The organism is Bradyrhizobium sp. BWA-3-5, assembly GCF_032917985.1.
Lineage (GTDB): Bacteria > Pseudomonadota > Alphaproteobacteria > Rhizobiales > Xanthobacteraceae > Bradyrhizobium.
The window spans coordinates 4,428,575-4,451,345 of sequence record NZ_CP136626.1; the positions used below are offsets into that span (position 1 = coordinate 4,428,575).

Consider the following 22,771-nt stretch of genomic DNA (forward strand, 5'->3'; position numbering starts at 1 on the left):
TTCCGCGAGCCGCACCTGCTCCTTGAGCTTCTGCAGCTCTGAGAACCTTTTTTGCAGACTCTCCCTGCGGACCTGGACTGCCGACCTGCTAAACCGGACCTTCCGTTCCATCGCGATACCCCCTGCCACGCATGGAACGTACAGCCGCACGATGACGGCAATTGTTAACCAGATCACAAGGGGCGATAGGAATTGCGGCGCCGGCCCTCGGCCGGTATGTCATGTCGGCAGGCAAACGGCCTCGCTCAACCGGGCATGCCGTCGAACTGCGGTATGTCGAGCGGCCCGCAGACATCCGCTTCGCCGGCGATCAATGTGGTCCGCCGCCATCTGCCGTGCGGCCGACCTGATCGTCGTTCCGGCGAAAGCGGTCGGGTCTGCCAAGCCAAAACAGAAACATCGCGAGCAGCAGCGCGGGCACGCCAAAGCCGAGCCAGAAGGCGAAGACGAATTCGCTGTCGCCGGGTTCTCTCGCTTGCCATGCGAACAGCAGTGCCAGAAGCGTGGGGCCAAGCAGGAAAGTCGCAACAAGATTCAGCGCGTTTGATCTCATGGCCGCAGCTTGCAGTGCGAGAATTCCGCTCGGGTGGCCGTCCGGCGATTCGGATCGGGTGCAGATGAGCGTTGATACCGTACGATCTTCCGGAACCTTCGTCATTGCCGGCGTCGCAAAAGCGTCGCGCCTTTGGACTTTCGCTTAAAGATCACCTAACGGGCAGCATCATTTTCGCCGGATAGGCGCATACGGGCGTGCCAGGCACGCGCCTTTTCCGTCGTTTCCTCGACGAAGCTGTTTTTGCCGGTCCGGTAGGCCTTGATGTCGTCACGTGACGAGGCGGCAAGGCCACGCTTGATATCGGCATAGGCGCGCGCCGCCTCGGGATGGGCACGCAAATAATCGCGAAACACCAGAAAGGCCTCCCGGCGGGGATGACACGTCTCCATCAGGTGCACATGATGGGTCCATGGTCCCGGAGGGCCTTTGCGGAAGAACAGCTCGCCGGGGAGCCATGAGGCGTATTCGGGAATGTAGACATATCCCAGCCCTTCCATCGGCCCGACGCATCGCTCCTTTGCTTCCTCGATGCTCCGCACGCCAACCAGCAAGTCGATGATCGGCTTTGACGGAAGCCCGGGCACCGCGGTGCTGCCGATGTGCTCCACAGCAAGGACGAGCGGCCCGAGCGCACTCCCGATTCTCACACTCTCTTCCTCGAACAGCACCGGCCAGGCAGGATCATAATCGGAGACAACGATCGACCCCGCCCCGTATTTCTCCATGCTCGCCCCCCGATTATCGTTGAGCGATCGTAACACGCAGGTTGCGGCGGATAAATCACGACTGGGTTATTGCGGCATCATCCGGCCATCGATCGGCACAACTCATCATGGCGCGATCATTCGTCACTCACCTTCCGGACGGCTTCATTGACCTTTTCGCGGTCGTCCCATGCTTCGCGCGGCAGCGATGTGACGGCGTGATGAAGATCGGCAGGGATCGTGAGCCGGCTATGCAGCGGCTTGTTGGCCCATTCCCAGAACCGGTCGAAATCGTCCACCTAGAGATCCTCCCGCAGCCCGCGGTAGAAGGGATGGCGGACCTTTCCCGCGGCGGATTTGGCGCGGTACTCGATCTCGACTGATAATTCCGGCTCCACCCAGATGCCCTTGTGCGCAATCGGCCGGGTGTAAGGCTGCGTTTTTCGGATCAACGGCGTAAGACGCCGGCGCAGCTCGGCGGACGATTTCTCGTCGAAGCCGTGGTCGACCTTGCCGGCATAGACCAGGTCATGACCCCTGCGGCGGCCGAGATAGATGCCATCCCAATCGTTGCCGTCGAGCGCAAAGCCGGCAATGGCCAGCGTCTCGCGCTGCACACAGGTTATCTTGGCCCAATCCCTGCCCCGCCCCGATGAATAGCGGCTGTCGCGGACCTTGGAGACCACGCCTTCCAGCCCGACCTTGCAGGCGTGGGCAAACATCTCCTTGCCGTCGAGCTCAAAGCTTTCGCTGAACTGGATGTCGGTGCCTTCAACGAGGTTTTTCAGATGCGCCTTGCGCTCGGTCAGCGGCAGCTTTCGGAGGTCGTAGCCGTCGAGATAGAGCAGATCGAAGGCGACAAGGACGATCTTTTTCGACTTGCCCTTCAGCTCGTTCTGAAGCACGGAAAAATCCGTCGTGCCGTCGGCGGAGGGCACGACGACTTCGCCATCGATGATGGCCGAGCCGGCGCTGATAGACCATGCGTCGTCGGCAATTTTTCGAAAGCGTTTGGTCCAGTCGTTACCGCGGCGGGTGAAGATCTTGACCGCCTCGTTCGTCAGATGGACCTGAACGCGATAGCCGTCGAACTTGATCTCGTGAATCCAGCGTTGGCCCGTCGGTACCCTCTCGATCGAGGAGGCGAGTGCGGGCTCGATAAATCCAGGATACGGCGCCTTGATGCCTACGACTGCCGGCTTCCTGCGCTGAAAGGCCACAACAAAAAACTCCACGCCACGCCATTAAATATCGATTCAAGGTAGCGCGGATCGGATCGTTCCAGTCGGGAAAAACTGGAACCTGACGTCCCGTGGCGCGTTGCGTCTCGCGAACGGGACCAGTTGCACGCGGTGGTGGGTTGAGGCGCTGTCGCATCTCGTCCCCCTTGCGACGCCTCCACCCAAGAAGGGCCTCAGTGCAGCGACTTAAGTTCGCTGACTGAGGCCCTTTTCGCTTGCAGGCGGATCGATCTCACTCGAGGCATGATCGACAGAATCCGCAGCCCTTGTGGCGCGCTCGACTTCATCGGCAAGCCGGGCGAGGTGTTCGTGCAGCCGATTGAATATTTCGCGTTTGGCCTGGTCTGCGGCGAGATCGCGGATCAGCGCGGCCTCGGCAGCGTCGCTTCGCAGTTTCTGGATGGACGCCTGATAATCCTTCATGGCCGGCCCCTGGCATCTGAGTCATGGCGGTATCCAATGATAGCAGCACTATCAAATGTTACCTGGACGCCAATAGAGTCGGACTGAGACAAAAATGACACGGCAGGCATCGGCGCAAGCTCACGCGCGACTGCGCTGCGCACAACTGTCACGGGACGATCTGGCAAAATGTCTACTATAGTAGCTGATTTCCGACATGCCGATCGAGCAGCCAGCACAGCGCGCGAACAGCCTGCTGGCCTGCAGCGATTGAATATCGGTGACGCATTGACAAAGCGGTGGTGGGAAAAAGCTGTTCCGCGCCGCTAATCCTAGTAGCGTTGCACAGTGTTGCAGGAGCCGCTGTAATCGGCGGCCATGAGCACGAAAAAGCGCGAAGTCATTTGGGGCGGTCAGATCATGGGCGCTGACATACGCGCCCGGAACGCCAGAGAGGCCGCAAGGAAAGCCATTCGCGACGCCGATCGTGCCGAGGCGCATGCGTGGTCGGTGCGAATGGAAGGCTACGGCGGACCTGCCCAACCCTCCCCAACCATCGGACAATGCATCAGCGGCGGCCTTGGCTGGCTCGAAGTCGAATGTGTCAGGTGCAAGACGCGCGTGAGCCTGCCGCTCGAAGCCATCCGCCGCCCCCGCGATACGCCGATCTGGAAACTGGAGGCGTCGCTGAAATGCCGCTCATGTCGCAAGGGCCGCCATGCGCCGCCGGTGCGCATGATCAAGCTGACGGAAAAACAGGAAATCACGCCGTACAAGTGGGTACATCCGGATGAAGAGCGCTAGACCAAGCCACCTCAAGCAGGGCCGATGAAGACGCTGTTCCCGATAGCGGTCCGCAGCCAGGTTCGGAGCGCCGGATGCCGGAACAATCCAGACAACGCCCGGTTCATCCCTGGTCGCTCACAAGGAGACCGTGGAATGCCGAAAGAAAATGATCTGGAAGGCCGGCAGGATATGGGAGGCAAGCACGGCGGACAGGCGGGCATGCCCAAGCCGGAGACGCGGACCGCAGCCCAGCAAGGAATTGTTCGTGACGACAAGGGTCAGGAACAACCTGCCGATAAGTCTCGGGCACAGCAGAAGTGATGCCGGAATAGTGTGGGTGTGAAGTCAGCCGCTGTTGCAGCGCTTACCATCGTCGAATTGGTCTGCGATGGAAGGTCACCTCAATCAGCATCGCCATCACCCCCATGAAGATTATAATCGCCACCATCATGGCTCGAGGGGTCATCGCGACCGATTCTCCCGCTGGCGCTAACTTGGCCCAGTGCTGCGGAAGCTCCTGATCGGGCCAGCGGTCCAGGATCGTCATGACCGCCGCCGGCTCTGCGGCGATCGCTGCCACCTTGCCTTGGCCCCAAGCTCGCAAATCTTCTGACGTCAGCGTTGCTCCCGGCATCGGGCTAGCGTCAGCGATCTCGGGATTTGCCGGCGGCTTCGGCTTGGCTGCATCGCCGGAAATCGACGCCTGTGCATCCAGCAGGTTGCGAGGCTTTGCTCCCTGGGGTTCTGACGACGGGCGAGAATTCGCTTCGGTGTGTTGCGAGGTTGGCCAATGCAATAAGGATTTTGAAAGCATCGGCTTGCCTTCGTACCAGCATTTCCGGCCGTCGATCAGCCGATAGGACCAATACGATTGCGCGTTTGACGGCCGTTGCGCACTGCATTGTTTCGCCTGCGTCGGCGTCACCGAAAAGAACAATGCAATCGTTACGCCCGCAGTCCCGGCGGCGAACATTATCAACCGAAATCTGTTCATTACGCACCTACGCAACAATGGAACTTTTGAACAACAAATCTCAGTAACTTCAGGAAGTTAGATCATGGATTAAGTCAGAAATGGGGCGGTTATCCACAGTTTATGCACAGGCTGCCCGCACAATTGGCGGTTTCCCCTAAGTCAGCAGCCGAAGAACATCTTACGTCGGCGCTCGCAGTCCAGGCGAGCGAAGCCATTCGCTCATATGTGGGCCGGTCCCGGCCTGCCGCGCTTTGCGCAAGAGTTGCTCACGAGCCAGGCCTCGTGGAAGCAGCTCGGCTTCCTCACGCAAGCGCTTTGCTTCCGCTGCAAGACGTTCTTCCAAGGACTGGGTCTGTTTGAATCGACGCAGCTCTGCCCTGGCGCTGGTCCGTTCCATTAGAGGAAGGCGAAAGCGCAAGCTGGCGTTCCCTCACCTATAAATGTAAATGCCTGTGAGCCGAGAGGTGATGCGCCAGTAGACACGGGTGCCGCTTCGGCTGGATACAACAAAGGTTAGGTCGGGCTGTTCGCATCCGCAGGAACCCGACCGGCACGTCCGCATCAATCTTCGCTCATCCTTAGGTGCCAAAGTGCACTTCCGCAGCGGGAGGCAGAGCTGCAGTTTGCGATGAGGAACGGCTGGACGGATCCGCCGTTGTGGTACGACGTCCTGCAACGAAGGAGCACGCAATGGATCGCGAACATGTGAAAGGCGCCGCGGACAAGGCAAAAGGCGCAATCAAGGAAGGTGCCGGCAAGCTTACAGGTGACAAGAACATGGAAGCCGAAGGCAAGATGGACAAGGCTAAGGGCTCCGCACATAACGTGGCCGGCGACGTAAAGGATGGCCTGCGCGATGCGGCGGATGCTGCAAGGAAGAAATAACAATATCAAAGAAAGCGAGCCGCCTTCGGGCGGCTTTTTCTTGGGCGACGCGCACCGGTAAGGAAAAAAGAGCCCCGCGAATGCGGGGCTCCAATGCGCCGAGCGTCAGCGGTTGGACGTGCTGCCTTGTGCCGGCTGACTGGTTGACGAACCAGCGCCCTGCGCCTGTCCAGACGAAGTGTTCTGGTTGGCAGTCGGCGGATTTCCGCCTGGCGTCTGCGAAGCTGCCTGTCCCGTCGTGCTCGACTGGTTTGGCGCCGTGCTCTGGCCCGTCGTCGTAGAGGGCTGGCTTTGCTGTGCAGGCGGCGAATTGGCCGCCTGGCCCGTATTCTGATTTGACGTCTGACTTGACGCCTGACTTGGCGTCTGCCCGGCCGCGTTCTGCTGACTGGGCTGTTGCTGGCCCGTCTGCGCTTGACCGGTGCCGGCCTGCCCCTGACTGGTCGTGGAGGTCTGATTGCTCGTCGTTGTGGACTGCGACTGGCTGATGCTTTGGTTAGCCTGCTGGCTCAGCCGGGCCGAAACGCCAAGAGAGGACACGGTGCCGGCATCGATGCTGCCGGTCACCTCAATCCCCTGTTGCCGTTGGTAGACCGTCAGGGCTTCCCGGGTCTGCGGGCCCAACACGCCGTCGGCCTCGCCGTGGAGCAGTCCTCGTTCGATCAACACGCGTTGCACGACGCGGACGTCGTCCGGCGGAAGATCGATAGTGGCGACGCTGCTGCTGCCATGGCTGCCGCCGCTGAAACGCGTCCTCTGCCCCGCCGGCACGACGTCGACAACCCGCCGCTCACGATCCACGAATACAATTTCATCGTCCACGACGAAAAAGCTGTAGTCGCGATAGGCGGGGAATACGTCAATCAATGCCGGATAGCTTGAGACTGACACGACCGACACGCTCGACGGCACCGCCACGCCCGCATGGACCTGGAAGTTGATCGAGTTCGCGTTGACGCGTGGCGCATTGCTGGCGTGAAGCACCGACTGCTGCAGCGTCGTCTGTTGCTGGCTGGTCAAATTGGTGCGGCCCTGTGTCTGGCTGGTGGTAGTTGTCTGGCCCTGGGCGGTCGCATTGGTCTGGCCTTGCGTGACATTCTGGCTGGTGCCCGGGTTCGAATTCCGATCCTGCGCGCTCTGGCTCTGTGTGCCGGACCCGGTCTGGTTCTGACGCGACGGCTGTTGGGCCTGCTGGCTGTCGGCTTTACCCTTGTCGTGAGCCCGGTCGTCGGATCGGCGCGCATCCTCCCGGTCGGGCCTTCGTTGGCCCGCCGTCTGCTCCTTCTGGCCCTGCAGATGCGCCCGATTATTGCCAGTCTCGCGCTGCTCCTTGCCGGACTCCTGCGTATGCCTGGCATCGTCGCGATCGGATCGTCCCTGTCCAACCGTCTGGCCCTTGCCGCTGTCGCGCGAGCCCTCGGCGCGGCTCCGCTCACGCGGGGCAGGCTCATCTCGTTGCGCGCGGCCGGAATCCATCTCTCGCCCACCGGGACCTTCGGCGCGACCGCCTTCCCGGGATTCCATGCCGCGGCCCTGCGTCATGCCTTCACTGCCGGATGCTGCGGGTGCGCTGTGGGACATGCCACCGGACGACCCAGCGGAGCCAGCCGACATTCCCTTTTCGCCGGCGCTACCGCCGCCGACGCCTCCGCCCACGCCTTGTGCGGACGCAAGGCTCACGCCAGCAAGCAACGCCGCCGTCGTAAGCAGAAACCTGCTCTTCATTCCACTCATTATCTATTCCTCCTGAGTTACTCGCCTGCTCTTCAGTTGAAGAGAAAGACGGCGCACCGGCGGTGCGCGATAGTGCTCGGGAAAAACAGGCATTTGGTCCCGTCGTTCCATGGCGGCCGCGATCCGGCGCGCAAAACTGAGATGCCGATTGTCGCGGGCCTTGTCCCACCGCCGAGAACTTCCATGGCAGAACTGGTTCCACTGTTACGCAGTCACCGTTGTCTTGGAGCGCCAATGGTCAGCGTGAGGCGCTGGTGAGCAAGCACGGGCACCGAGCATGCTGCGTCAGTATGCTTCGCAGACCCTGAGGCGAGTAACCGTCAATGGCAGGCTTCGGGCATTACCGATTGTTCCCGACCCGGAACGGATTCGCGTTCTACGAATTGAACTTACGTCGAGTCTACTGGAGGAGGACAAAATGCCTGTGATCATCTTGTGGGCTGTGCCGGCGATCGTTGTGGTCGGCGGCGGCATTTATCTGATTAGTCATTTACACTGAACGAGAGCCCGGCCTCGCGGCCGGGCTTTTGTTTCATTCGCATGTCACTTCTGCTCGGAAAATCGTATCCAGTCGAAAGTTGAGGGTACGAGTGCAGGTTGTTTTCATCCGGCCTTCCATTCACCTCTCATTGTCGGAGGCCACGTTGATGCCGGCGCGGCTGCCGCCAACGTGCCGCGAGATCGGTTCCTAACCGGCCTGCCCAGCAATCGAGAACAACAATCGTATTGTAGCACCGGCGAACTCCGAACTCGTTATGCCGGGGGTGCCCCGGCCTGACGATGTTGGAAACACCGCGCTGCTTTTCCCGCGGCGAGCCACCTGATAATCTGGTCCGATCAGGCAGCGGGGCTGATTGGAATGCGCGGGGCTATCGACGGGACGATCTGGCATATCGCCTTGATTGCATCATGGCTGGCGGTCGCTCTCACCGCGCCGGCCGCTGCCGAAAAACGCGTCGCGCTTGTCATCGGCAACTCCGCCTATCAGAACGTCACCCGGCTCGATAATCCGCGCAACGATGCGGCATTGATGGCGGAGACCCTGTCAGGCCTCGGCTTCACGCTGATCAGCGGCCGTGCCCAGCTCGATCTCGACAAACCGGCGATGGACATCGCCGTGCAGAATTTCGGCCGCCAGGTACAGGGCGCCGACGTCGCGCTGTTTTTCTACGCCGGCCACGGCGTGCAGGTCTCCGGCTCGAACTATCTTGTTCCTGTCGGCGCCAATCCGACACGCGAGGCCGATGTCGATTTCCAGATGGTCGACGTCAACCTCGTGCTGCGGCAGATGCAGGGTTCGGGCACACGGCTCAACATGGTGATCCTCGATGCCTGCCGTAACAATCCGTTCGGTGCGCGTGGGCTGCGTGCGTCCGATGGCGGCCTCGCACAGATGCGCGCGCCGGAAGGCACGCTGATCTCCTATGCGACGCAGCCCGGCAATGTCGCGCTCGACGGCACCGACGGCCACAGCCCCTATACCAAGGCGCTGGCGACGACGGCCAAGCAGGCCGGGCTCGACATCTTCCAGACCTTCAACCAGGTCGGCCTCGCGGTGAAGCGCCAGACCGGCGGATCGCAGCAGCCCTGGGTGTCGTCCTCGCCGATCGACGGCAATTTCTATTTCGTGCCCCCTGCCCCGGCGCCGCAGCAGCTCGCCGCGGCCGCGCCACAGCCGGAGCCGCTCGCCTCGACGCTACACCCCGATCCCGACCGCATTCCGATCAAGGACCCGGTCCTGCTGCGCGAATTGAGCGACCGCCTGTTCGAGCTCAATTACGATCCGGAGCCGCTCGACAGCAAGAACGGCATGCGCGTCGCGATCGCCAAGTTTCAGGAAAAGGTCAGGATGACGCCGAACGGTGAAGCCACCGAAGGCGTGCTGTCGCGGCTGCGCAAGACGGAAGACCTCAAGCCGTGGGGCTCGATCGTCTATGGACCCGACGGCGACAAATGGGGCATGTCCTGGAATCACGCCTCGCGCCGCGCCGCGATCGACGACGCGCGCAACAATTGCGGCACCAGCAAATGTCCGATGGAATTGAGCTTCTACGGCTCGCGCTGCGGCGCGTTCGCGATTTCGGACAAGTCATGGTCGCTTCTGCAGCGCGACACCGTTCAGCGCGCGCGGCAGGCCGCGCTCGATGAGTGCGGCAAGGCTGGCAAATCCTGCCGTATTATTGGCGCGGTCTGTGCCGATGGATCGGGCCGCTGAAAATTGTTGTTCGCGATATTGGAATTGCCTGCTCATGCGAGATGCCGTCCGACCCTCGTCCCCGATCGCTTTGCCTGTCCTGCTGCTCGCACTCGTCTGCGGCTGCGGGTTTGCTCATGCGCAATCCGGCAGCGCTGGCGGCAGCATCGGCAATGACGAGAAGTCGCTGTCCGGCTCGCGCGAACCGCCACGGCCTGCCGAATCCGCGCGGCGCAATCCGCCCGATGCGGACGAGGCGCACCCTCCCGGGCGCAAGGGCGGCGGTGGCACTGGCAGCAGTTTCGACGGCGCGTGGATCGTGCGCTCCCGCGGCGTGACCTGCCAGGGCACCAGCAGCAACGCCGTCGTCGTCACCAGCGGCAAGATCATCGGCGGCAACGCCCGCGGCACCGTCAGCCCGGACGGCGGGGTTTACGCGACCACCAATGACAATGGCATTACCGTGATCACGACGGGCCGGCTCTCGGGGCGCAGCGGTGGCGGGACGTTCCGGCAATCGGATGGCTGCACGGGGACATGGACGGCGTCGAAGCAATAGCGCGGCCGCTTGCCACGGCCGGGAAGTATTGGAACATTTTATTATGAGATATCCGGCTCGTCATTTGATCGGAATGGATCTCCTCTCGCTCCTCTTGGCGTTCGCCGTGAGCGGCGGGGCGTTTGCGCAGTCCGGCAGCGCCGGCGGCAGCATCGGTAATGAGGAGAAATCGCTGTCCGGCGCGCGCGAGGCGCCGCGCACCGTTGAACCTTCAAAGCCCACGCGGCGTGCCAAGCCGGAAGCGGACGAGCCGCGCCGTACCTCGCGCAAGAGCAGCGGCGAAGGCGGCAGCGGTGGCGGCAATTTCGACGGCACATGGGTCTCCGTTGCCGTCGGCACGCCCTGCGGTAGCGCCAGCGAGCGATTTGTCATCTCGGGTGGCAGGATTTCCGGCGAATTGAGCTCCGGCTCGGTCAGCCCGAACGGTGCGACGCGCAGCGGCGGTTCGGTCCAGGGCTTGAGCTGGACCAGCACGGGGCGATTTTCGGGCCGCACCGGCTCCGGCTCGTTCGTGCGATCGGACGGCTGCACCGGACGCTGGACCGCTTCTAAACAATAGCCGATCGAAGTCGCCGAAACGCCGCGATTTTCCAGCGATATCACAGGGTCTTAGCCGGCCCAAATTGCGGCAGCGCGGCAGCCGCAATTATACCCCATCCGCTCCAAAATCGCGGCTCATTGCGACCCAAGTCTCTGACCAGATTGGCGGCATCAAGCGTTCGCGTTGCGTTGCGTGTCCGGGGTTGCAGATGTCGAAGTGTTCCGTGAAATTCGTCCCGGCGCTGTTTGCCGGTGTCGTGGCAGGAACACACCTCGCCACCATGACGGATCTCCGGGCGCAAACGACAGGACAAGCGGCGGACCGCGTTGCGGAAGCCCCGATGCAGCTCGCCCAGGTCGCGGACAGCTGCCTGTCGGCACCGAGCGGCGCAACACCCGCCGGCAGCCACTGGTATTATCGCCTCGACCGCGTCACCAAGCGCCAGTGCTGGTATATGCGCGAGGAAAGCGAGAAGGCCGACGACAAGTTCGCACGCGCCGCACCGCCGGAATCCCCGCCTTCGACTGATGCGTCGCGGACGCAGAAATTCGCCGAAGCACGCGCCGAATATGTTGCCCAGCCGCCCCGCGCCGAGCCAGTCAGGGCAGAGACACGGTCGATTGCCGCGGCGGCGCCCGTGCCGGCCGTGCAGACCGATCAGCGCGCGACGATGCCGAATGTGCTGGCCCCCGCGCCGCTGTCAAGCATGCGCTGGAACGATGCGCCCGTCGCAAGCGCTTCGAGCAATCCGGCTCCGCTTCAGGTCGCGGCGGCCGCCGCCGCGCCGGTCGAGCAGCAGCAGCCGCAGACCGATTACGTGCAGCAGCCCACGGCGGAGCAGATCGCCGCTGTCGCGGCAGAGCCGGCAAAGCCGCCGACCGCCTCATTGCAGAAGCTGCTTCTGGTGATGGCGGCCGCGCTCGCGCTGGCCGGCCTCACGGTCAGCGCGATCGTCAGGATCGGACGGATGCGGGCCCGCCGCGCGATGCGGAAGAAGCGGCGCGCGATGTGGGATTCCGCCCGCAAGCGCGCACCGCAGCCGATGTTCCAGGACGAGGACGCCAAGCTGCGGCGCACCGCCGGCATGCAGCCCGCGCGCGCCCCGCGCGACCACGCCTTCCAGGAGCGGGGCTTCCAGGGCAGCGGTTTCCAGGATCGGCCATTCCAGGACCAGCCAGTTCAGGAGAGGGCAGTTCAGGAGAGGGCATTCCAGGAACGTGCATTCCAGGAGCGGACGACACGCGTGCCCCGCGAACGGTCGCGCGCGACACCGGAGTCCTACGCGCCCGCCAATCGGCGCCCGGTGCAGCAGGAGCGCGAGCGCGAGCAGCAGGTCACGGAAATGCTGGCCCGTCTCGCCCGCAGCGCGCAGACGTAACGGCGCTGAAGCGGCGGCTTATTTCTCGAGCTGGCGCCGCAATCCAAGTACGAAGTCCGAAAGGCCGACTTGCCGGTCGCGCTTCAACTGTTCGGCACGCAAGATGGATTTCACGGCCTCGAATGCGATTCCGATATTGTCGTTGACCACGATGTAATCGTAGGCGTCGAAATGGCTCATCTCATCGCCAGCCTTTCTCATCCGGCCGCGGATGACCTCATCGGAATCTTGCGCCCGCGTATGCAGCCGCTGTTCCAGTGCCGACACTGACGGGGGAAGGATGAAAACACTGACCACATCATTCGGCGATTTATCGCGCAGTTGTTGGGTGCCCTGCCAGTCGATATCGAACAGCACGTCCTGCCCGGACGATAATGCCCTTTCGACCGGCGCCCGTGGCGTGCCATAGCGGTTGTCAAATACGGTCGCCCACTCCAGCAGCTCGCCGTTTGTGACCATCGTCTCAAACTGGGTGTGATCGACAAAATAGTAGTCCTTGCCGTCAACCTCACCGGGCCGCTTCGGCCTGGTGGTCGCCGACACTGACATCTGCAGCGCAGGTGTTTCGGCAATCAGCATGCGCGACAGCGTCGTCTTGCCCGCGCCCGAGGGCGACGACAGGACGAACATCAGCCCGCGCCGCTCAACTCCATCGAAACCGGAAGCCGCCATCTCCTCACTCCAGATTCTGGACCTGCTCGCGGAATTGCTCGACCACGTTCTTCATTTCGAGGCCGGTCTGGGTCAATTCCAGATCGTTCGATTTGGAGCAGCAGGTATTGACCTCGCGGTTGAACTCCTGAGCGAGGAAGTCGAGCCGCCGCCCAACCGGGCCGCCCTTGCCGATCATCTCGCGGGCCTGCGCAACATGCGAGGCGATGCGATCGAGCTCCTCGCGGATATCGGCCTTGGTCGCGATCATGATCGCTTCCTGATGGAGCCGGTCAGGGTCGAAGCGCTCGGACGTTTCCAGTAGCGCCGCGACCTGCTCGGCGAGCCGTGCGCGGATTGCCTCCGGTTTGCGGCCGGGCGCCGCCTCGGCCTTTTTCGCCAGCCGTTCGATTTCATCCATCCGCTGGATCAGGATTTGCCCGAGCGTCACGCCCTCGCGGCGGCGCATCTCGACGAGGTTGCCGAGCGCCTGCTCGAAGGCCGTGACCGCCGCATCCCGCGCCGCCTTGTCCTCCGCCTCGTCGCTTTCGGGCTCCACGACCTCGATGACACCCTTGATGCCGAGCAGTCCGTCGATGCTCGGCGCGACCGCGTCGATCCTGGCGGCGAGTTCGCCCGCGACCTTCACGACCGAGGCGAGCACGTCATCGTTGATGCGTACGGTCGAGACGGCGTTGGCGCGCTTGACGTTGAGGTTGGCGTAGACCGTACCGCGCGACAGCACCTCGGCGGCGCGCTTCTTGGCGAAGGCTTCCACCTCGTCCCAGCCGGGCGGCAGGCGCAAGCGCAGGTCAAAACCCTTGGCGTTGACCGACTTCAGCTCCCATTCGAACGTATAGGGCCCGCTGGCGCCGTGACTCCGGGCAAAACCGGTCATGCTCGATAGCGCCATCGCGTAACACTCTCCGAAGGACAGGAATTTCGAGACTCGAAAGATCGGCGCGACCTTAAGCCGATTTCCGCCAAAGTGGAATTGCGTTCCGGCCGTGGCAGCAACGCCGGCGTGGGCCGGCCGCTGTCAGCGCTGCACGACCGGCGGCGTCGTGGTCGACTGCACAGCGCCCTGGCGGGCCGGTGCGGTCGCCGGTGCCACAGGACGGGCCGGCGGCTTTTTCGCCGGCGCCGAAGGCCGCGTCGTTGCGGTTGGATTGGTGTCGGCCGGACCGGCGGCCGTGGGCGGCGGCGCGTCTTCAGACTGCTCGACGGTGTCGTTCTGGATCTGCTTTTCAAGCGCGCGCAGCTTGGCGACGTTTTTCTGGTGCGCGTCGTAGGTCTCGGTGAAGGCGTGCCCGCCGGTGCCGTCGGCGACGAAGAAAAGGTCCCGTGTGCGCGCTGGATTGGCGGCGGCTTCAAGCGAGGCGCGGCCCGGATTGGCGATCGGTCCTGGCGGCAGGCCCTCGATCACATAGGTGTTGTACGGCGACGGCTGGGTGATCTCGCTGCGCTTGATTGGCCGGCCAAGCGTTCCCTTGCCGCCGACCAGGCCGTAAATGATGGTTGGGTCCGACTGCAGCTTGATTCTCTGTTTCAGGCGATTGGTGAATACCGCCGCGACGCGGCTGCGCTCGTCGGCCCGACCGGTTTCCTTCTCGATGATCGAGGCCAGCGTGATGAGCTGCTCCGGCGAGCGGACCGGAACGTCCGGATTGCGGCGCTCCCAGATTTCCGCGAGCACTCGCTTCTGGCTCTGTTGTAAGCGGTGGATCACCTGCTCGCGCGTGGTGCCGCGCGGAAACTTGTAGGTTTCCGGCAGCAGGGTGCCCTCGCGCGGCATTTCCCGCACCGAACCCGCGAAGATGTCGTTGTCGATCAGCCGCATTACGATCTGTTCGGAGGTCAGACCTTCGGGAATCGTGACGGCGTGCTGCACCACCTTGCCCTCGACGATGGTAGCGATGACGTCGCGCAGGCTGGCGTTCTTCTGGAAGGAATATTCGCCCGGCTTGAGATCGGAGCTTGCCTTTAGCGCAAACACGCCGCCGATGAAGGCCCAGGGACTGACATTGATCACCCCTTCGCGCAGCAGCACGTCGGCGATGTCGCGCTTGCCGGCCCGCGTCGGAATGTTGACGATCTTGTCTTCCTGGAGCGGTCCCGGCGTTTCCAGGATCTGCCTGCCGTAATAATAGGCCGCTCCCGCCCCGATCATCAGAATGATCAGGATGGTGAAGATGGCATTGCCGACCACCACGAACGGATTGCGGGCGCGCTCCGACCGCTTCGGCGGCGGCGGCACCTGCTCGGGCTCCAGCGCAGCGCGCGGACTTCGCGGTGAAATGGGCGGCCTCTCACTCATCGATGCAACCTGAATCCTGCCGGTTCAATCGCGGCCCGGCAATTCCCTGCCCGGCCGATAGCATACGCCCGCTCGTAGAAGTCATCGCCGAATACGGCAAAACGGTGGAGTAGTTATAAACACTTACTAGTTTGCCACACGCCGTACGATTACGGAGGCGTTCGTCCCTCCGAAACCGAAGGAATTCGACAGTGCGACGTTAATCTCGCGCTTGCGCGCCGTCTGCGGCACCAGATCGATCGCCGTTTCCACCGACGGGTTTTCCAAATTGATCGTGGGCGGAGCAATATTATCGCGAATCGCAAGGATGCTGAAAATGGCTTCGATCGCGCCGGCCGCACCGAGCAGGTGCCCGGTCGACGATTTCGTCGACGACATCGACACCTTGGAAGTGGCGTTGCCGAGCAGCCGCTCCACGGCGCCGAGCTCGATCTCATCGCCGATCTGCGTCGAAGTACCGTGGGCGTTGATATAGTCGATATCCGATACCGCGATGCCGGCGCGTTTGATCGCCGCGCTCATGCTGCGGAAGCCGCCATCGCCATCCGGCGATGGCGAGGTGATGTGATAGGCGTCCCCCGACAGGCCGTAGCCGATCACTTCGCAGTAGATTCGCGCGCCACGCTTCTTGGCGTGCTCATATTCCTCGAGCACCACGACGCCGGCGCCCTCGCCCATTACGAATCCGTCGCGGCCTTTGTCGTAGGGTCGCGAAGCCTTTTGCGGCGTCTCGTTGTAGCCGGTCGAGAGTGCGCGCGCGGCGCAGAAGCCCGCCATTGCCAGCCGGCAGATCGGCGATTCCGTGCCGCCCGCGACCATCACATCGGCATCGCCGAGCGCAATGAGGCGCGCACCATCGCCGATCGCATGTGCGCCGGTCGAGCATGCCGTCACCACGGAATGATTCGGCCCCTTCAGGCCATGCTCGATCGACACATAGCCGGAAGCCAGATTGATCAGTCTTCCCGGAATGAAGAACGGCGATACCCGGCGCGGCCCGCGTTCCTTCAGCAGCAGCGAGGTTTCGGCGATGCCGGACAGGCCGCCGATGCCCGAGCCGATCAGCGTGCCGGTGGCGCATTTGTCTTCCTCGGTCGAGGGATGCCAGGCCGCATCGTCGAGCGCCTGGCGCGCCGCCGCCATCGCAAAGATGATGAAGTCGTCGACCTTGCGCTGCTCCTTCGGCTCCATCCACTGGTCAGGATTGAAAGTGCCGTCAGAGCCATCGCCACGCGGAATCACGCAGGCAATCTGGCTCGCAAGATCGGAGACTTCGAACGTGTCGATCTTCTTGGCGCCGCTCTGGCCGTCGAGGATGCGCGCCCACGTTGTGTCAACGCCGCAGCCGAGCGGCGTAACCATGCCCAGCCCCGTGACGACAACCCGCCTCATGTCAAAACTCCAACCGGAAAGCAGTGGCTAAAAACAAGAAACCGGGGGACCGTCCGACGACGGCCCGTCCGGCTCTGTCTCTACCCGCCCGGGACGTCAGCTCTTCGCGTTCTTCTCGAGAAACTTCGTCGCGTCGCCAACGGTCAAGATCGTCTCGGCGGCGTCATCCGGAATCTCGCAGCCGAACTCTTCTTCAAATGCCATCACGAGCTCGACGGTGTCGAGACTGTCGGCGCCGAGGTCGTCGATGAAACTTGCGCTGTCGACAACCTTCTCGGGTTCAACACCGAGGTGTTCGACCACAATCTTCTTAACCCGCTCGCCAATCTCACTCATCATCAACCTCGTGCTTGTTCCTTTGGACCCGACCCCAAGACGCTACAAAGACGCTACGAGCTATCGTGGTCGTTAAACTTCCTTCGCTATCGCGCATAGTCTTGGTTCGGCCCGATGGGATAGCCGACAAAGCCCCGGCGAACGGCAGGCGTCGCCACGCCAATATACAGGGTTTCACTATCCTGCAATGGCCTTGTTTGCCCATCCGTCGGGGGTTCGGTTACCATACTTCCCAAGCCTTGACTACAAGCCTCCACCCCCCCGGAAAACGGCCTTTGGCCGCATTGATCGGGGCAATAACTCGCTCAAATCATGGCCATTCCGCCGTTGACGTGAATCGTCTGGCCGGTGACGTAGGCCGCCTCGTTCGAGGCGAGATAGACCGCCGCCGCCGCGATGTCCTCGGGCGTGCCGAGCCGCGCAGCAGGAACCTTTGCCAGGATGGCCTCGCGCTGCTTGTCATTGAGCGCATCGGTCATCGGCGTCTTGATGAAGCCTGGTGCAATGCAATTGGCCGTCACGTTGCGCTTGGCATATTCCGCGCCCAGCGTCTTGATCAGACCGATGATGCCAGCTTTCGAGGCGGTGTAGTTGGCCTGGCCCGGGTTGCCGGTCACCCCGACGATCGATGTGATCGCGATGATCCGGCCGAAGCGCTTGCGCATCATCAGCTTTGTTGCAGCGCGTGCAAGGCGGAAGGTCGCGGTCAGGTTGACCTGGATGACGTCGTCCCAATCCTCATCGCGCAGTTGCACGAAGAGATTGTCACGCGTAATGCCGGCATTGGCGATCAGGATATCGACCTGCCCCATCGCGGCCTCCGCCGCCGGCACCAGGGCCTCAACCTGTCCACTGTCGGAAAGATTGCACGGCAGCACGTGGACGCGCTCGCCAAGCTTGGCGGCAAAGGAATCCAGCACCTCGCGGCGCGTGCCTGAAATCGCCACCGTCGCGCCCTGGCCGTGCAACGCCTGCGCGATCGCTCCGCCAATACCACCGGTGGCACCGGTGACCAGCGCTGTCCTGCCTGTCAAATCGAACATCAATGTCTCCTTCCGGCAGCTTCAGGCCGAAGCTGCCAATGCATCCTTGGCGGCGGCGATATCGTTGGGTCCGCCGACCGACACGCCGATGGCGCCGTCCGCGATGCGCTTGACCAAACCGCTCAGCACCTTGCCGGCACCGATTTCGAAGAACCGCGTGACGCCATGCGCCGCCATGTAGGCGACCGATTCGCGCCAGCGGACGGTGCCGGTGACCTGCTCGATCAGGCGGCGGCGAATTTCATCCGGATCGGTGATCGGCGCCGCCAGCACGTTCGATACCAGCGGCGAGGCCGGGGCCTTGATCGTCACGCCCGCGAGCGCCTGCGCCATCGCATCGGCCGCGGGCTGCATCAGCTTGCAGTGGAACGGCGCCGAGACCGGCAACAGCATCGCGCGCTTGGCGCCCTTGGCCTTGGCGATTTCCACGGCGCGATCGACCGCCGCCTTGTCACCGGACACCACGACCTGCCCGCCGCCATTGTCGTTGGCGGCCTGACAGACCTGCCCCTGCGCGGCCTCGCCGGCCACCACCATCGCGGCCTCGTAGTCGAGCCCGAGCAGCGCGGCCATCGCACCGGCGCCAACCGGCACCGCTTTTTGCATTGCAAGACCGCGGGTGCGCAGCAGGCGGGCGGTATCGCTGACGCTGAGACTGCCGGCGGCGGCGAGCGCGGAATATTCGCCAAGCGAATGGCCGGCCACGAAGGCCGCATCCCGCCCCACGGAAAAGCCGGCCTCGGTCTCGAGGACCCGCAGCGTGGCGATCGAGACGGCCATCAGGGCCGGCTGGGCATTTTCGGTCAGCTGGAGGGTCTCGGCCGGGCCATCCCAGATGACCGCGGTGAGCTTCTCGCCGAGCGCCGAATCAACCTCGTCGAACACCGCGCGCGCGGCCGGAAAGGCCTCCGCCAGCGCCTTGCCCATGCCGACCGCCTGGGAACCCTGTCCCGGAAACGTAAATGCAGCCGTCATCGGGCGCTCCCTCGTTAGAATGGGCCGTAAGACACTGACCGAGGCCGGGATGTCAAGCCGCGCTGCGGGATGGCGCTGCGGAAGATCGGGAATTGGGGCAGGCTCAGCGTTCCTGCAGCGCCAAACGGACACCCAGTGCACAATAGATGCCGCCAACGACCTTCCCCTGCCATTTCAACACCGTCGGATTTCGGCGCAGAAAGTCACCCAGCCGCCCGGCGCACACGGCGAAGACGACCGTGCTGACGAGCCCCAGCAGGACGAAAAAGGGCTCCCAGGACGGTCAATTGAAGCGCCACCGAACCGTTTTTGGGCACCACGAACTGGGGCAGGAAGGCGAGGAAAAAGAGCGCGGTCTTCGGGTTCAGCACCTCAGCCACAATAGCCTGCCTGAACGCCTTGCCGGCCGAGATCGGCAGTGCGCCGGCTGCGAGATTGATTGGCGTTCTTTCCAGAATGGCCCGAATGCCGAGATAAACGAGATAGGCCGCACCGACGTATTTGATGATGCCGAACAGCACCGCCGAAGCCGCAATGACCGCGGAGATGCCGACGATTGCCATGAATGTGTGAATGAGGTCGCCAGCCGCGATCCCGATGCCGGTTGCAATCCCCGCCTTTGTCCCTGAGCTCGTCGCCCGTGCAACCGTGAGCAGCGTGGCGGGGCCCGGAATGAAGACAAAGCCGAGCACGACAACCACATAGGCAATCAAGGTGGTGAAATCGATCATTTGAGAGTCCTTATCACGGCCGTCGTCATCTAACGACATCGGCCATCGGCAAGGCAAGCCAACTGGTCCAGCTATGTCTCGATCCGTAGCCGTCCGCAGGAAGCGATCGCGTTCATCGAGCGTCGGCAGGTGTCCTGCGACGTCCGGAATGGCGTGATCAAACACCGGTTCGCGCAGCGCCTTCGTGGCGACGGGCCCTGGCCTCTCCACTAAGTGACCGTTGGGCAGCAGCCAACGCTTGGCACAAGTCGTACGCCGCGCTTCCGGCTTGTGCCCTTGGCCGCCATTTGCGAAGCGGCGGCTAAATCAGTTCCTTGAGAATGAGCGGACGAGATTTCGAGCGGCCAGATACTTCCGAGTCTGCCCCTAAGCCGACGTTAACCGTGAGGTGCGCACGGGCATACGTCGTGAGCATGCTTGTGGCTATGATAGATTACGACGTTTCAGTTCGCATTTTTATCGACGGAGCTCAAATGGAAAACGCGACACTCGTCCCTGCAAATTTTCGCATCAGTCAGCAAGCGCAAACGATGCTAATGAACTGACCGAAATAGGGTCAGGGGACACGGGCCGCCCTATGGTGCCTGCTTTCTTCTGGAACGAGGAAAATGACGAGATAAAGAAGGAGACGGTTGTGCGCGGCATTGCCTTGGGGTGCTACTACCGCGACGAGGTGCCTACGAGGCTGCTGCAAGTCATTGACGAAATAACGCTCATTTTTGCTGTTTCGCCGAAGCAGGCGTGGCATTTCGATGGCAGAGAGATCGACTATCGCGACGGTCGTCGCTTTTTCTTCACTGATTGATCGTCGGATGGCTGCTACGAACTCTGACCCACCGCGGATATAAACGTTTAGCGATCAACATATCCAGCACGCGCTCGGAATGGCCGCGTGAACTGCCCTACTTGGGGCACAACGGTAGAGAACTCGGCCTAATGCTGAGGGGCACGAAGCCTCTCGCCTATTTCCTAAATGTTGTCACGCGTAAGTCAGACGTCAATATTCGATACTGGCGGATGTTCGAAAGACATGTTGCTGCAGGCCGTTTGATAGGACGTGAAGTATTTGAAGTAATTGCTCACCTGCCATCACCAGAGACTGCTCTATGCGTTACCCGGTCACGAGTGGCGGATAGACGCGATGCTCACGCTTCTAAGCAAACTGGAAGCATGGTCCGACGATCTCGAACGGCGCGCTTGCGAATTACTTGGCTACGAGGACTGGCAGATCGACTATTGGCTGGCGCACCGTCGATCACGTGCGAATACTTAATGGCGTTTAGCGGCAACGCTTCCGTTCTCCGCCGATGCCCGCTTTCCAGCCAAGATGGCGATCACAGCACCTAGATCTCGCCCGCCTTCTGATCGCGCCGGCGGCGTTGCGGGGTTACATAGAGCACAACGATCCCGCAGCGGCGCAGCGTGTTGCGCTCAGATCATCCGCAATGTTGAGATGTTAAATATCAGGCGCGCCCTGACACGCCCTAGAACCCACCGGCCTTCTGATCGCCGCCGACCGCCTGCCCGGCCCGCGCCCGTCGCTGGCTGCTCGCGAGTTGGCCCGGCCGGTCCTCGCGGTTGGGCTTGGCGGTCGCAAGGCGCAGTACGGCCAGATAGTTCGGCTGGGTTTCCATCCGCGCAGCCATGGAGCTCTGCGAAAGAAGCTCGTGCACCCGCGGCAGGTTGTAACAGGGGATGTAGAACAACAGGTGATGCTCGAGATGGTAGTTCACGTAGTACGGCGCGATGAACAACCGCTCGAGGAAGTTGGCATGGGTGGTGCGCGTGTTGCGGAAGGGATCGCTGGAGTCCGGCACCACGGCGTGCTCGGCGATGTTGCGGATGCGGGTGATCACCATCTGCCAGGTCAGCAGCGGCACCAACCATAATAGCGGATAGGCCCACCAGAGGCCGGCTGCGGCGAGCCCGGCGAACATCATCGCGTTGACGGCGCATTGCGGCCCGAGCTTTTCCCAGAAATGCGCGGCGCGCTTCCCTAGCGGCCATTCTGCAGGCCCGAGCGCATTGAGCAGTTGCGCCTTGCGTTGCTGATAGCCGGTCTGCCCGGTGAGATCGCGCCAGAACTTGCGGCGATAGCTCAGCCGGGTGATCGGGAACGGCGCCGATAGAATCAGATCTGGATCGTCATCCTGCTGGGTGCGCGCGTGATGCTGCAGGTGATAGCGGCGGTAGGCGCGCGTCTCAGCAAACACCGGATAGGCGCAGAACCATTGGCTCAGGAACAGATTGGTCTTCTCGTCCGGCGACAGGCAGCCATGGGCGCCGTCATGCATCAGGATCGCAAGACCAAGCTGGCGCGAGCCGATGATGAGGACCGCAAGCAGCCAGGTCAGCGGGTTCGGCCACCACGCCACCAGCGCGATGGCGGCGATGATCAGCGCCCAGGCATGCGCGATCAGCGCCGCGCCCTTCCACGTCACGCGCTGGCGCACCGCGATCAACTGGTCCTCGCTGAGGAAATCGCGGGCACCCATGCGAAGTGCGGTCATCTCTCGCTCTCCCCTTCCGATGCTTCTTCGGTCACGCCGCTGCCGACGAGGCGCAGCCGGCTGCCGGCTGTCTCGGTGGCGGTCTTGGCGGCGGCCTGATCGCCCAGCACGCGCAGCATCTCGGCGGCCATTTCCTCAGGCGAGCGGCCCATCGCAAATCCCTCGACCATCACGCCGATCGCGAGGGCCCAGAAGCGCCGCGAGGATGCATCGGGATCGCGTAAGGACCGCCAGCCGTGGCGCGCGATCTGCTCGGCATATGCGCGCATGCCCTCGGCATGCAGCCGCTCGATGGTGCGCTCCACCAGCGGCGCGAGATCGGGCCTGCGCCGCGTGAGCGTCAGCGCCTCGGCGAAGAAGGCGACGGAATCGGTTGCGGTGACGGTCTCGACCAGCGCCCGGGTGTAGTCGCGGGGCGTCTGCGCCCGCAGGGCCGCCTGCTCGGTGGCGCGCGCGACATAGAGCATGTCGCGGCAGGCGGCCTCGACGAACAGCGCCTCCTTGGTGCGGAAATAGTAGGTGATCTGGCTTGGGAAGGCGTCGGCGGCGGCTGCGATATCCGAGATCGAGGTCCCGGCGAGGCCGCGCTCCTTGAACAGCCGGCTTGCGCCATCGAGCAGCAGCGAGCGCATCCTGCGCCCCGCCGTACGCGTGGCGCGCACGGCGTGCTTGGGATCGCCGGGATTGGGATCGCCGGAAATCGGCTCGGCCGCCGTTTCGGTCCGCTTGGGGCCCATCGTTTTCTCCTGCTGTTATTTGTATGTCATACAAACAAATACTGCAAGGGGGTTATTCGCACCCCTCGCGGAGCCCTTGGCGCTACTGTGCATGGGGTTGTTTTCCAAAAAATGAGGGTGGAA

General features: G+C 62.8%; 25 protein-coding genes and 1 pseudogene. 8 read left to right on the top strand and 18 right to left on the bottom strand.

The genetic code is table 11. The features are described from left to right. Positions 1-310 precede the first annotated feature (310 nt). The 4 genes from RX331_RS21515 to ligD form a co-directional block, all read right to left on the bottom strand. Positions 311-658 carry a hypothetical protein gene (locus RX331_RS21515; RefSeq protein WP_317251917.1) on the bottom strand — a complete coding sequence of 116 codons (348 nt, stop codon included), beginning with the start codon at positions 656-658 and terminating at the stop codon, positions 311-313. A 50-nt stretch (positions 659-708) separates the two neighbouring features. Further along, the gene (locus RX331_RS21520; RefSeq protein ID WP_317251918.1) at positions 709-1,281 is read right to left on the bottom strand and encodes a GrpB family protein; all 573 of its coding nucleotides are present in this window, start codon (positions 1,279-1,281) and stop codon (positions 709-711) included. Between the two features lie 116 nt (positions 1,282-1,397). Next, entirely contained in the window at positions 1,398-1,559 is a 162-nt protein-coding gene (locus RX331_RS21525) for a hypothetical protein (RefSeq protein ID WP_317251919.1), read from the bottom strand. Further along, positions 1,560-2,480 carry a non-homologous end-joining DNA ligase gene (gene ligD / locus RX331_RS21530; RefSeq protein ID WP_317251920.1) on the bottom strand — a complete coding sequence of 307 codons (921 nt, stop codon included), beginning with the start codon at positions 2,478-2,480 and terminating at the stop codon, positions 1,560-1,562. It lies immediately after the preceding gene. Positions 2,481-2,744: 264 nt separating this feature from the next. On the opposite strand from ligD, the gene RX331_RS38870 reads away from it, so the two are divergent. The 3 genes from RX331_RS38870 to RX331_RS21545 all read left to right on the top strand — a co-directional run bounded on the left by RX331_RS38870 (position 2,745) and on the right by RX331_RS21545 (position 4,010). Next, positions 2,745-3,011, top strand: a complete 267-nt coding sequence (locus tag RX331_RS38870) for a hypothetical protein (RefSeq protein ID WP_410707956.1) — start codon at positions 2,745-2,747, stop codon at positions 3,009-3,011. 270 nt (positions 3,012-3,281) lie between these two features. Next, positions 3,282-3,707, top strand: coding sequence for a hypothetical protein (locus RX331_RS21540; protein ID WP_317251922.1), 426 nt, complete (start codon positions 3,282-3,284; stop codon positions 3,705-3,707). Between the two features lie 135 nt (positions 3,708-3,842). Further along, positions 3,843-4,010, top strand: a complete 168-nt coding sequence (locus RX331_RS21545; RefSeq protein ID WP_317251923.1) for a hypothetical protein — start codon at positions 3,843-3,845, stop codon at positions 4,008-4,010. Positions 4,011-4,053: 43 nt separating this feature from the next. On the opposite strand, the gene RX331_RS21550 is transcribed toward RX331_RS21545, so the two are convergent. Together RX331_RS21550 and RX331_RS21555 are read right to left on the bottom strand one after the other, a co-directional pair. Beyond that, positions 4,054-4,683, bottom strand: a complete 630-nt coding sequence (locus tag RX331_RS21550; protein WP_317251924.1) for a hypothetical protein — start codon at positions 4,681-4,683, stop codon at positions 4,054-4,056. A gap of 160 nt (positions 4,684-4,843) precedes the next feature. Further along, the gene (locus tag RX331_RS21555; protein WP_317258204.1) at positions 4,844-5,062 is read right to left on the bottom strand and encodes a hypothetical protein; all 219 of its coding nucleotides are present in this window, start codon (positions 5,060-5,062) and stop codon (positions 4,844-4,846) included. 293 nt (positions 5,063-5,355) lie between these two features. Between RX331_RS21555 and RX331_RS21560 the strand changes: the two genes are divergently transcribed. Further along, positions 5,356-5,550: a CsbD family protein gene (locus RX331_RS21560; protein WP_317251925.1), complete on the top strand. Its 195-nt coding sequence runs from the start codon at positions 5,356-5,358 to the stop codon at positions 5,548-5,550. Between the two features lie 105 nt (positions 5,551-5,655). Here the strand turns inward: RX331_RS21560 and RX331_RS21565 are convergent, their stop codons facing one another. Beyond that, complete coding sequence (locus tag RX331_RS21565; RefSeq protein WP_317251926.1) at positions 5,656-7,092, bottom strand: peptidoglycan-binding protein; 1,437 nt, start codon at positions 7,090-7,092, stop codon at positions 5,656-5,658. A gap of 1,051 nt (positions 7,093-8,143) precedes the next feature. Here RX331_RS21565 and RX331_RS21570 point away from each other — a divergent pair. Further along, on the top strand, positions 8,144-9,499 hold the full coding sequence (locus RX331_RS21570) for a caspase family protein (protein ID WP_317251927.1): 1,356 nt from the start codon (positions 8,144-8,146) through the stop codon (positions 9,497-9,499). Positions 9,500-9,533: 34 nt separating this feature from the next. Then, entirely contained in the window at positions 9,534-10,037 is a 504-nt protein-coding gene (locus RX331_RS21575; RefSeq protein WP_317251928.1) for a hypothetical protein, read from the top strand. Between the two features lie 60 nt (positions 10,038-10,097). On the opposite strand, the gene RX331_RS21580 is transcribed toward RX331_RS21575, so the two are convergent. Further along, positions 10,098-10,640, bottom strand: coding sequence for a hypothetical protein (locus tag RX331_RS21580; RefSeq protein ID WP_317251929.1), 543 nt, complete (start codon positions 10,638-10,640; stop codon positions 10,098-10,100). A gap of 146 nt (positions 10,641-10,786) precedes the next feature. On the opposite strand from RX331_RS21580, the gene RX331_RS21585 reads away from it, so the two are divergent. Next, on the top strand, positions 10,787-11,956 hold the full coding sequence (locus tag RX331_RS21585; RefSeq protein ID WP_317251930.1) for a hypothetical protein: 1,170 nt from the start codon (positions 10,787-10,789) through the stop codon (positions 11,954-11,956). Positions 11,957-11,974: 18 nt separating this feature from the next. Here RX331_RS21585 and gmk read toward each other — a convergent pair whose 3' ends face one another. The 8 genes and pseudogenes from gmk to RX331_RS21625 form a co-directional block, all read right to left on the bottom strand. After that, entirely contained in the window at positions 11,975-12,628 is a 654-nt protein-coding gene (gene gmk / locus RX331_RS21590) for a guanylate kinase (protein ID WP_317251931.1), read from the bottom strand. A gap of 4 nt (positions 12,629-12,632) precedes the next feature. Continuing rightward, positions 12,633-13,520 carry a YicC/YloC family endoribonuclease gene (locus RX331_RS21595; protein WP_317251932.1) on the bottom strand — a complete coding sequence of 296 codons (888 nt, stop codon included), beginning with the start codon at positions 13,518-13,520 and terminating at the stop codon, positions 12,633-12,635. Positions 13,521-13,646: 126 nt separating this feature from the next. Further along, positions 13,647-14,924 carry an endolytic transglycosylase MltG gene (mltG, locus tag RX331_RS21600; protein ID WP_317251933.1) on the bottom strand — a complete coding sequence of 426 codons (1,278 nt, stop codon included), beginning with the start codon at positions 14,922-14,924 and terminating at the stop codon, positions 13,647-13,649. A 126-nt stretch (positions 14,925-15,050) separates the two neighbouring features. Then, complete coding sequence (gene fabF, locus RX331_RS21605; protein WP_317251934.1) at positions 15,051-16,316, bottom strand: beta-ketoacyl-ACP synthase II; 1,266 nt, start codon at positions 16,314-16,316, stop codon at positions 15,051-15,053. Positions 16,317-16,412: 96 nt separating this feature from the next. After that, on the bottom strand, positions 16,413-16,652 hold the full coding sequence (locus RX331_RS21610) for an acyl carrier protein (RefSeq protein WP_002716125.1): 240 nt from the start codon (positions 16,650-16,652) through the stop codon (positions 16,413-16,415). 305 nt (positions 16,653-16,957) lie between these two features. After that, positions 16,958-17,695, bottom strand: a complete 738-nt coding sequence (gene fabG / locus RX331_RS21615) for a 3-oxoacyl-[acyl-carrier-protein] reductase (RefSeq protein ID WP_317251935.1) — start codon at positions 17,693-17,695, stop codon at positions 16,958-16,960. Positions 17,696-17,716: 21 nt separating this feature from the next. Next, the gene (gene fabD / locus RX331_RS21620; protein WP_317251936.1) at positions 17,717-18,670 is read right to left on the bottom strand and encodes an ACP S-malonyltransferase; all 954 of its coding nucleotides are present in this window, start codon (positions 18,668-18,670) and stop codon (positions 17,717-17,719) included. A 103-nt stretch (positions 18,671-18,773) separates the two neighbouring features. Further along, positions 18,774-19,401 (bottom strand): annotated as a pseudogene (locus RX331_RS21625) (LysE family translocator). A 577-nt stretch (positions 19,402-19,978) separates the two neighbouring features. On the opposite strand from RX331_RS21625, the gene RX331_RS21630 reads away from it, so the two are divergent. Further along, positions 19,979-20,206, top strand: coding sequence for a hypothetical protein (locus RX331_RS21630; protein ID WP_317251937.1), 228 nt, complete (start codon positions 19,979-19,981; stop codon positions 20,204-20,206). Between the two features lie 679 nt (positions 20,207-20,885). Here RX331_RS21630 and RX331_RS21635 read toward each other — a convergent pair. Beyond that, entirely contained in the window at positions 20,886-21,911 is a 1,026-nt protein-coding gene (locus RX331_RS21635; RefSeq protein WP_317251938.1) for a fatty acid desaturase family protein, read from the bottom strand. Beyond that, positions 21,908-22,648, bottom strand: a complete 741-nt coding sequence (locus RX331_RS21640; RefSeq protein ID WP_317251939.1) for a TetR/AcrR family transcriptional regulator C-terminal domain-containing protein — start codon at positions 22,646-22,648, stop codon at positions 21,908-21,910. The genes RX331_RS21635 and RX331_RS21640 overlap by 4 nt, the downstream gene beginning before the upstream one ends. Positions 22,649-22,771: the final 123 nt, after the last annotated feature.

Coding starts and splice junctions, on each gene's coding strand:
- RX331_RS21515 (WP_317251917.1), bottom strand. CDS start 658: ATGACGAAGGTTCCGGAAGATCGTACGGTATCAACGCTCATCTGCACC.
- RX331_RS21520 (WP_317251918.1), bottom strand. CDS start 1,281: ATGGAGAAATACGGGGCGGGGTCGATCGTTGTCTCCGATTATGATCCT.
- RX331_RS38870 (WP_410707956.1), top strand. CDS start 2,745: ATGATCGACAGAATCCGCAGCCCTTGTGGCGCGCTCGACTTCATCGGC.
- RX331_RS21540 (WP_317251922.1), top strand. CDS start 3,282: ATGAGCACGAAAAAGCGCGAAGTCATTTGGGGCGGTCAGATCATGGGC.
- RX331_RS21545 (WP_317251923.1), top strand. CDS start 3,843: ATGCCGAAAGAAAATGATCTGGAAGGCCGGCAGGATATGGGAGGCAAG.
- RX331_RS21550 (WP_317251924.1), bottom strand. CDS start 4,683: ATGAACAGATTTCGGTTGATAATGTTCGCCGCCGGGACTGCGGGCGTA.
- RX331_RS21555 (WP_317258204.1), bottom strand. CDS start 5,062: ATGGAACGGACCAGCGCCAGGGCAGAGCTGCGTCGATTCAAACAGACC.
- RX331_RS21560 (WP_317251925.1), top strand. CDS start 5,356: ATGGATCGCGAACATGTGAAAGGCGCCGCGGACAAGGCAAAAGGCGCA.
- RX331_RS21565 (WP_317251926.1), bottom strand. CDS start 7,092: ATGACGCAGGGCCGCGGCATGGAATCCCGGGAAGGCGGTCGCGCCGAA.
- RX331_RS21570 (WP_317251927.1), top strand. CDS start 8,144: ATGCGCGGGGCTATCGACGGGACGATCTGGCATATCGCCTTGATTGCA.
- RX331_RS21575 (WP_317251928.1), top strand. CDS start 9,534: ATGCGAGATGCCGTCCGACCCTCGTCCCCGATCGCTTTGCCTGTCCTG.
- RX331_RS21585 (WP_317251930.1), top strand. CDS start 10,787: ATGTCGAAGTGTTCCGTGAAATTCGTCCCGGCGCTGTTTGCCGGTGTC.
- gmk (WP_317251931.1), bottom strand. CDS start 12,628: ATGGCGGCTTCCGGTTTCGATGGAGTTGAGCGGCGCGGGCTGATGTTC.
- RX331_RS21595 (WP_317251932.1), bottom strand. CDS start 13,520: ATGGCGCTATCGAGCATGACCGGTTTTGCCCGGAGTCACGGCGCCAGC.
- mltG (WP_317251933.1), bottom strand. CDS start 14,924: ATGAGTGAGAGGCCGCCCATTTCACCGCGAAGTCCGCGCGCTGCGCTG.
- fabF (WP_317251934.1), bottom strand. CDS start 16,316: ATGAGGCGGGTTGTCGTCACGGGGCTGGGCATGGTTACGCCGCTCGGC.
- RX331_RS21610 (WP_002716125.1), bottom strand. CDS start 16,652: ATGAGTGAGATTGGCGAGCGGGTTAAGAAGATTGTGGTCGAACACCTC.
- fabG (WP_317251935.1), bottom strand. CDS start 17,695: ATGTTCGATTTGACAGGCAGGACAGCGCTGGTCACCGGTGCCACCGGT.
- fabD (WP_317251936.1), bottom strand. CDS start 18,670: ATGACGGCTGCATTTACGTTTCCGGGACAGGGTTCCCAGGCGGTCGGC.
- RX331_RS21630 (WP_317251937.1), top strand. CDS start 19,979: ATGGTGCCTGCTTTCTTCTGGAACGAGGAAAATGACGAGATAAAGAAG.
- RX331_RS21635 (WP_317251938.1), bottom strand. CDS start 21,911: ATGACCGCACTTCGCATGGGTGCCCGCGATTTCCTCAGCGAGGACCAG.
- RX331_RS21640 (WP_317251939.1), bottom strand. CDS start 22,648: ATGGGCCCCAAGCGGACCGAAACGGCGGCCGAGCCGATTTCCGGCGAT.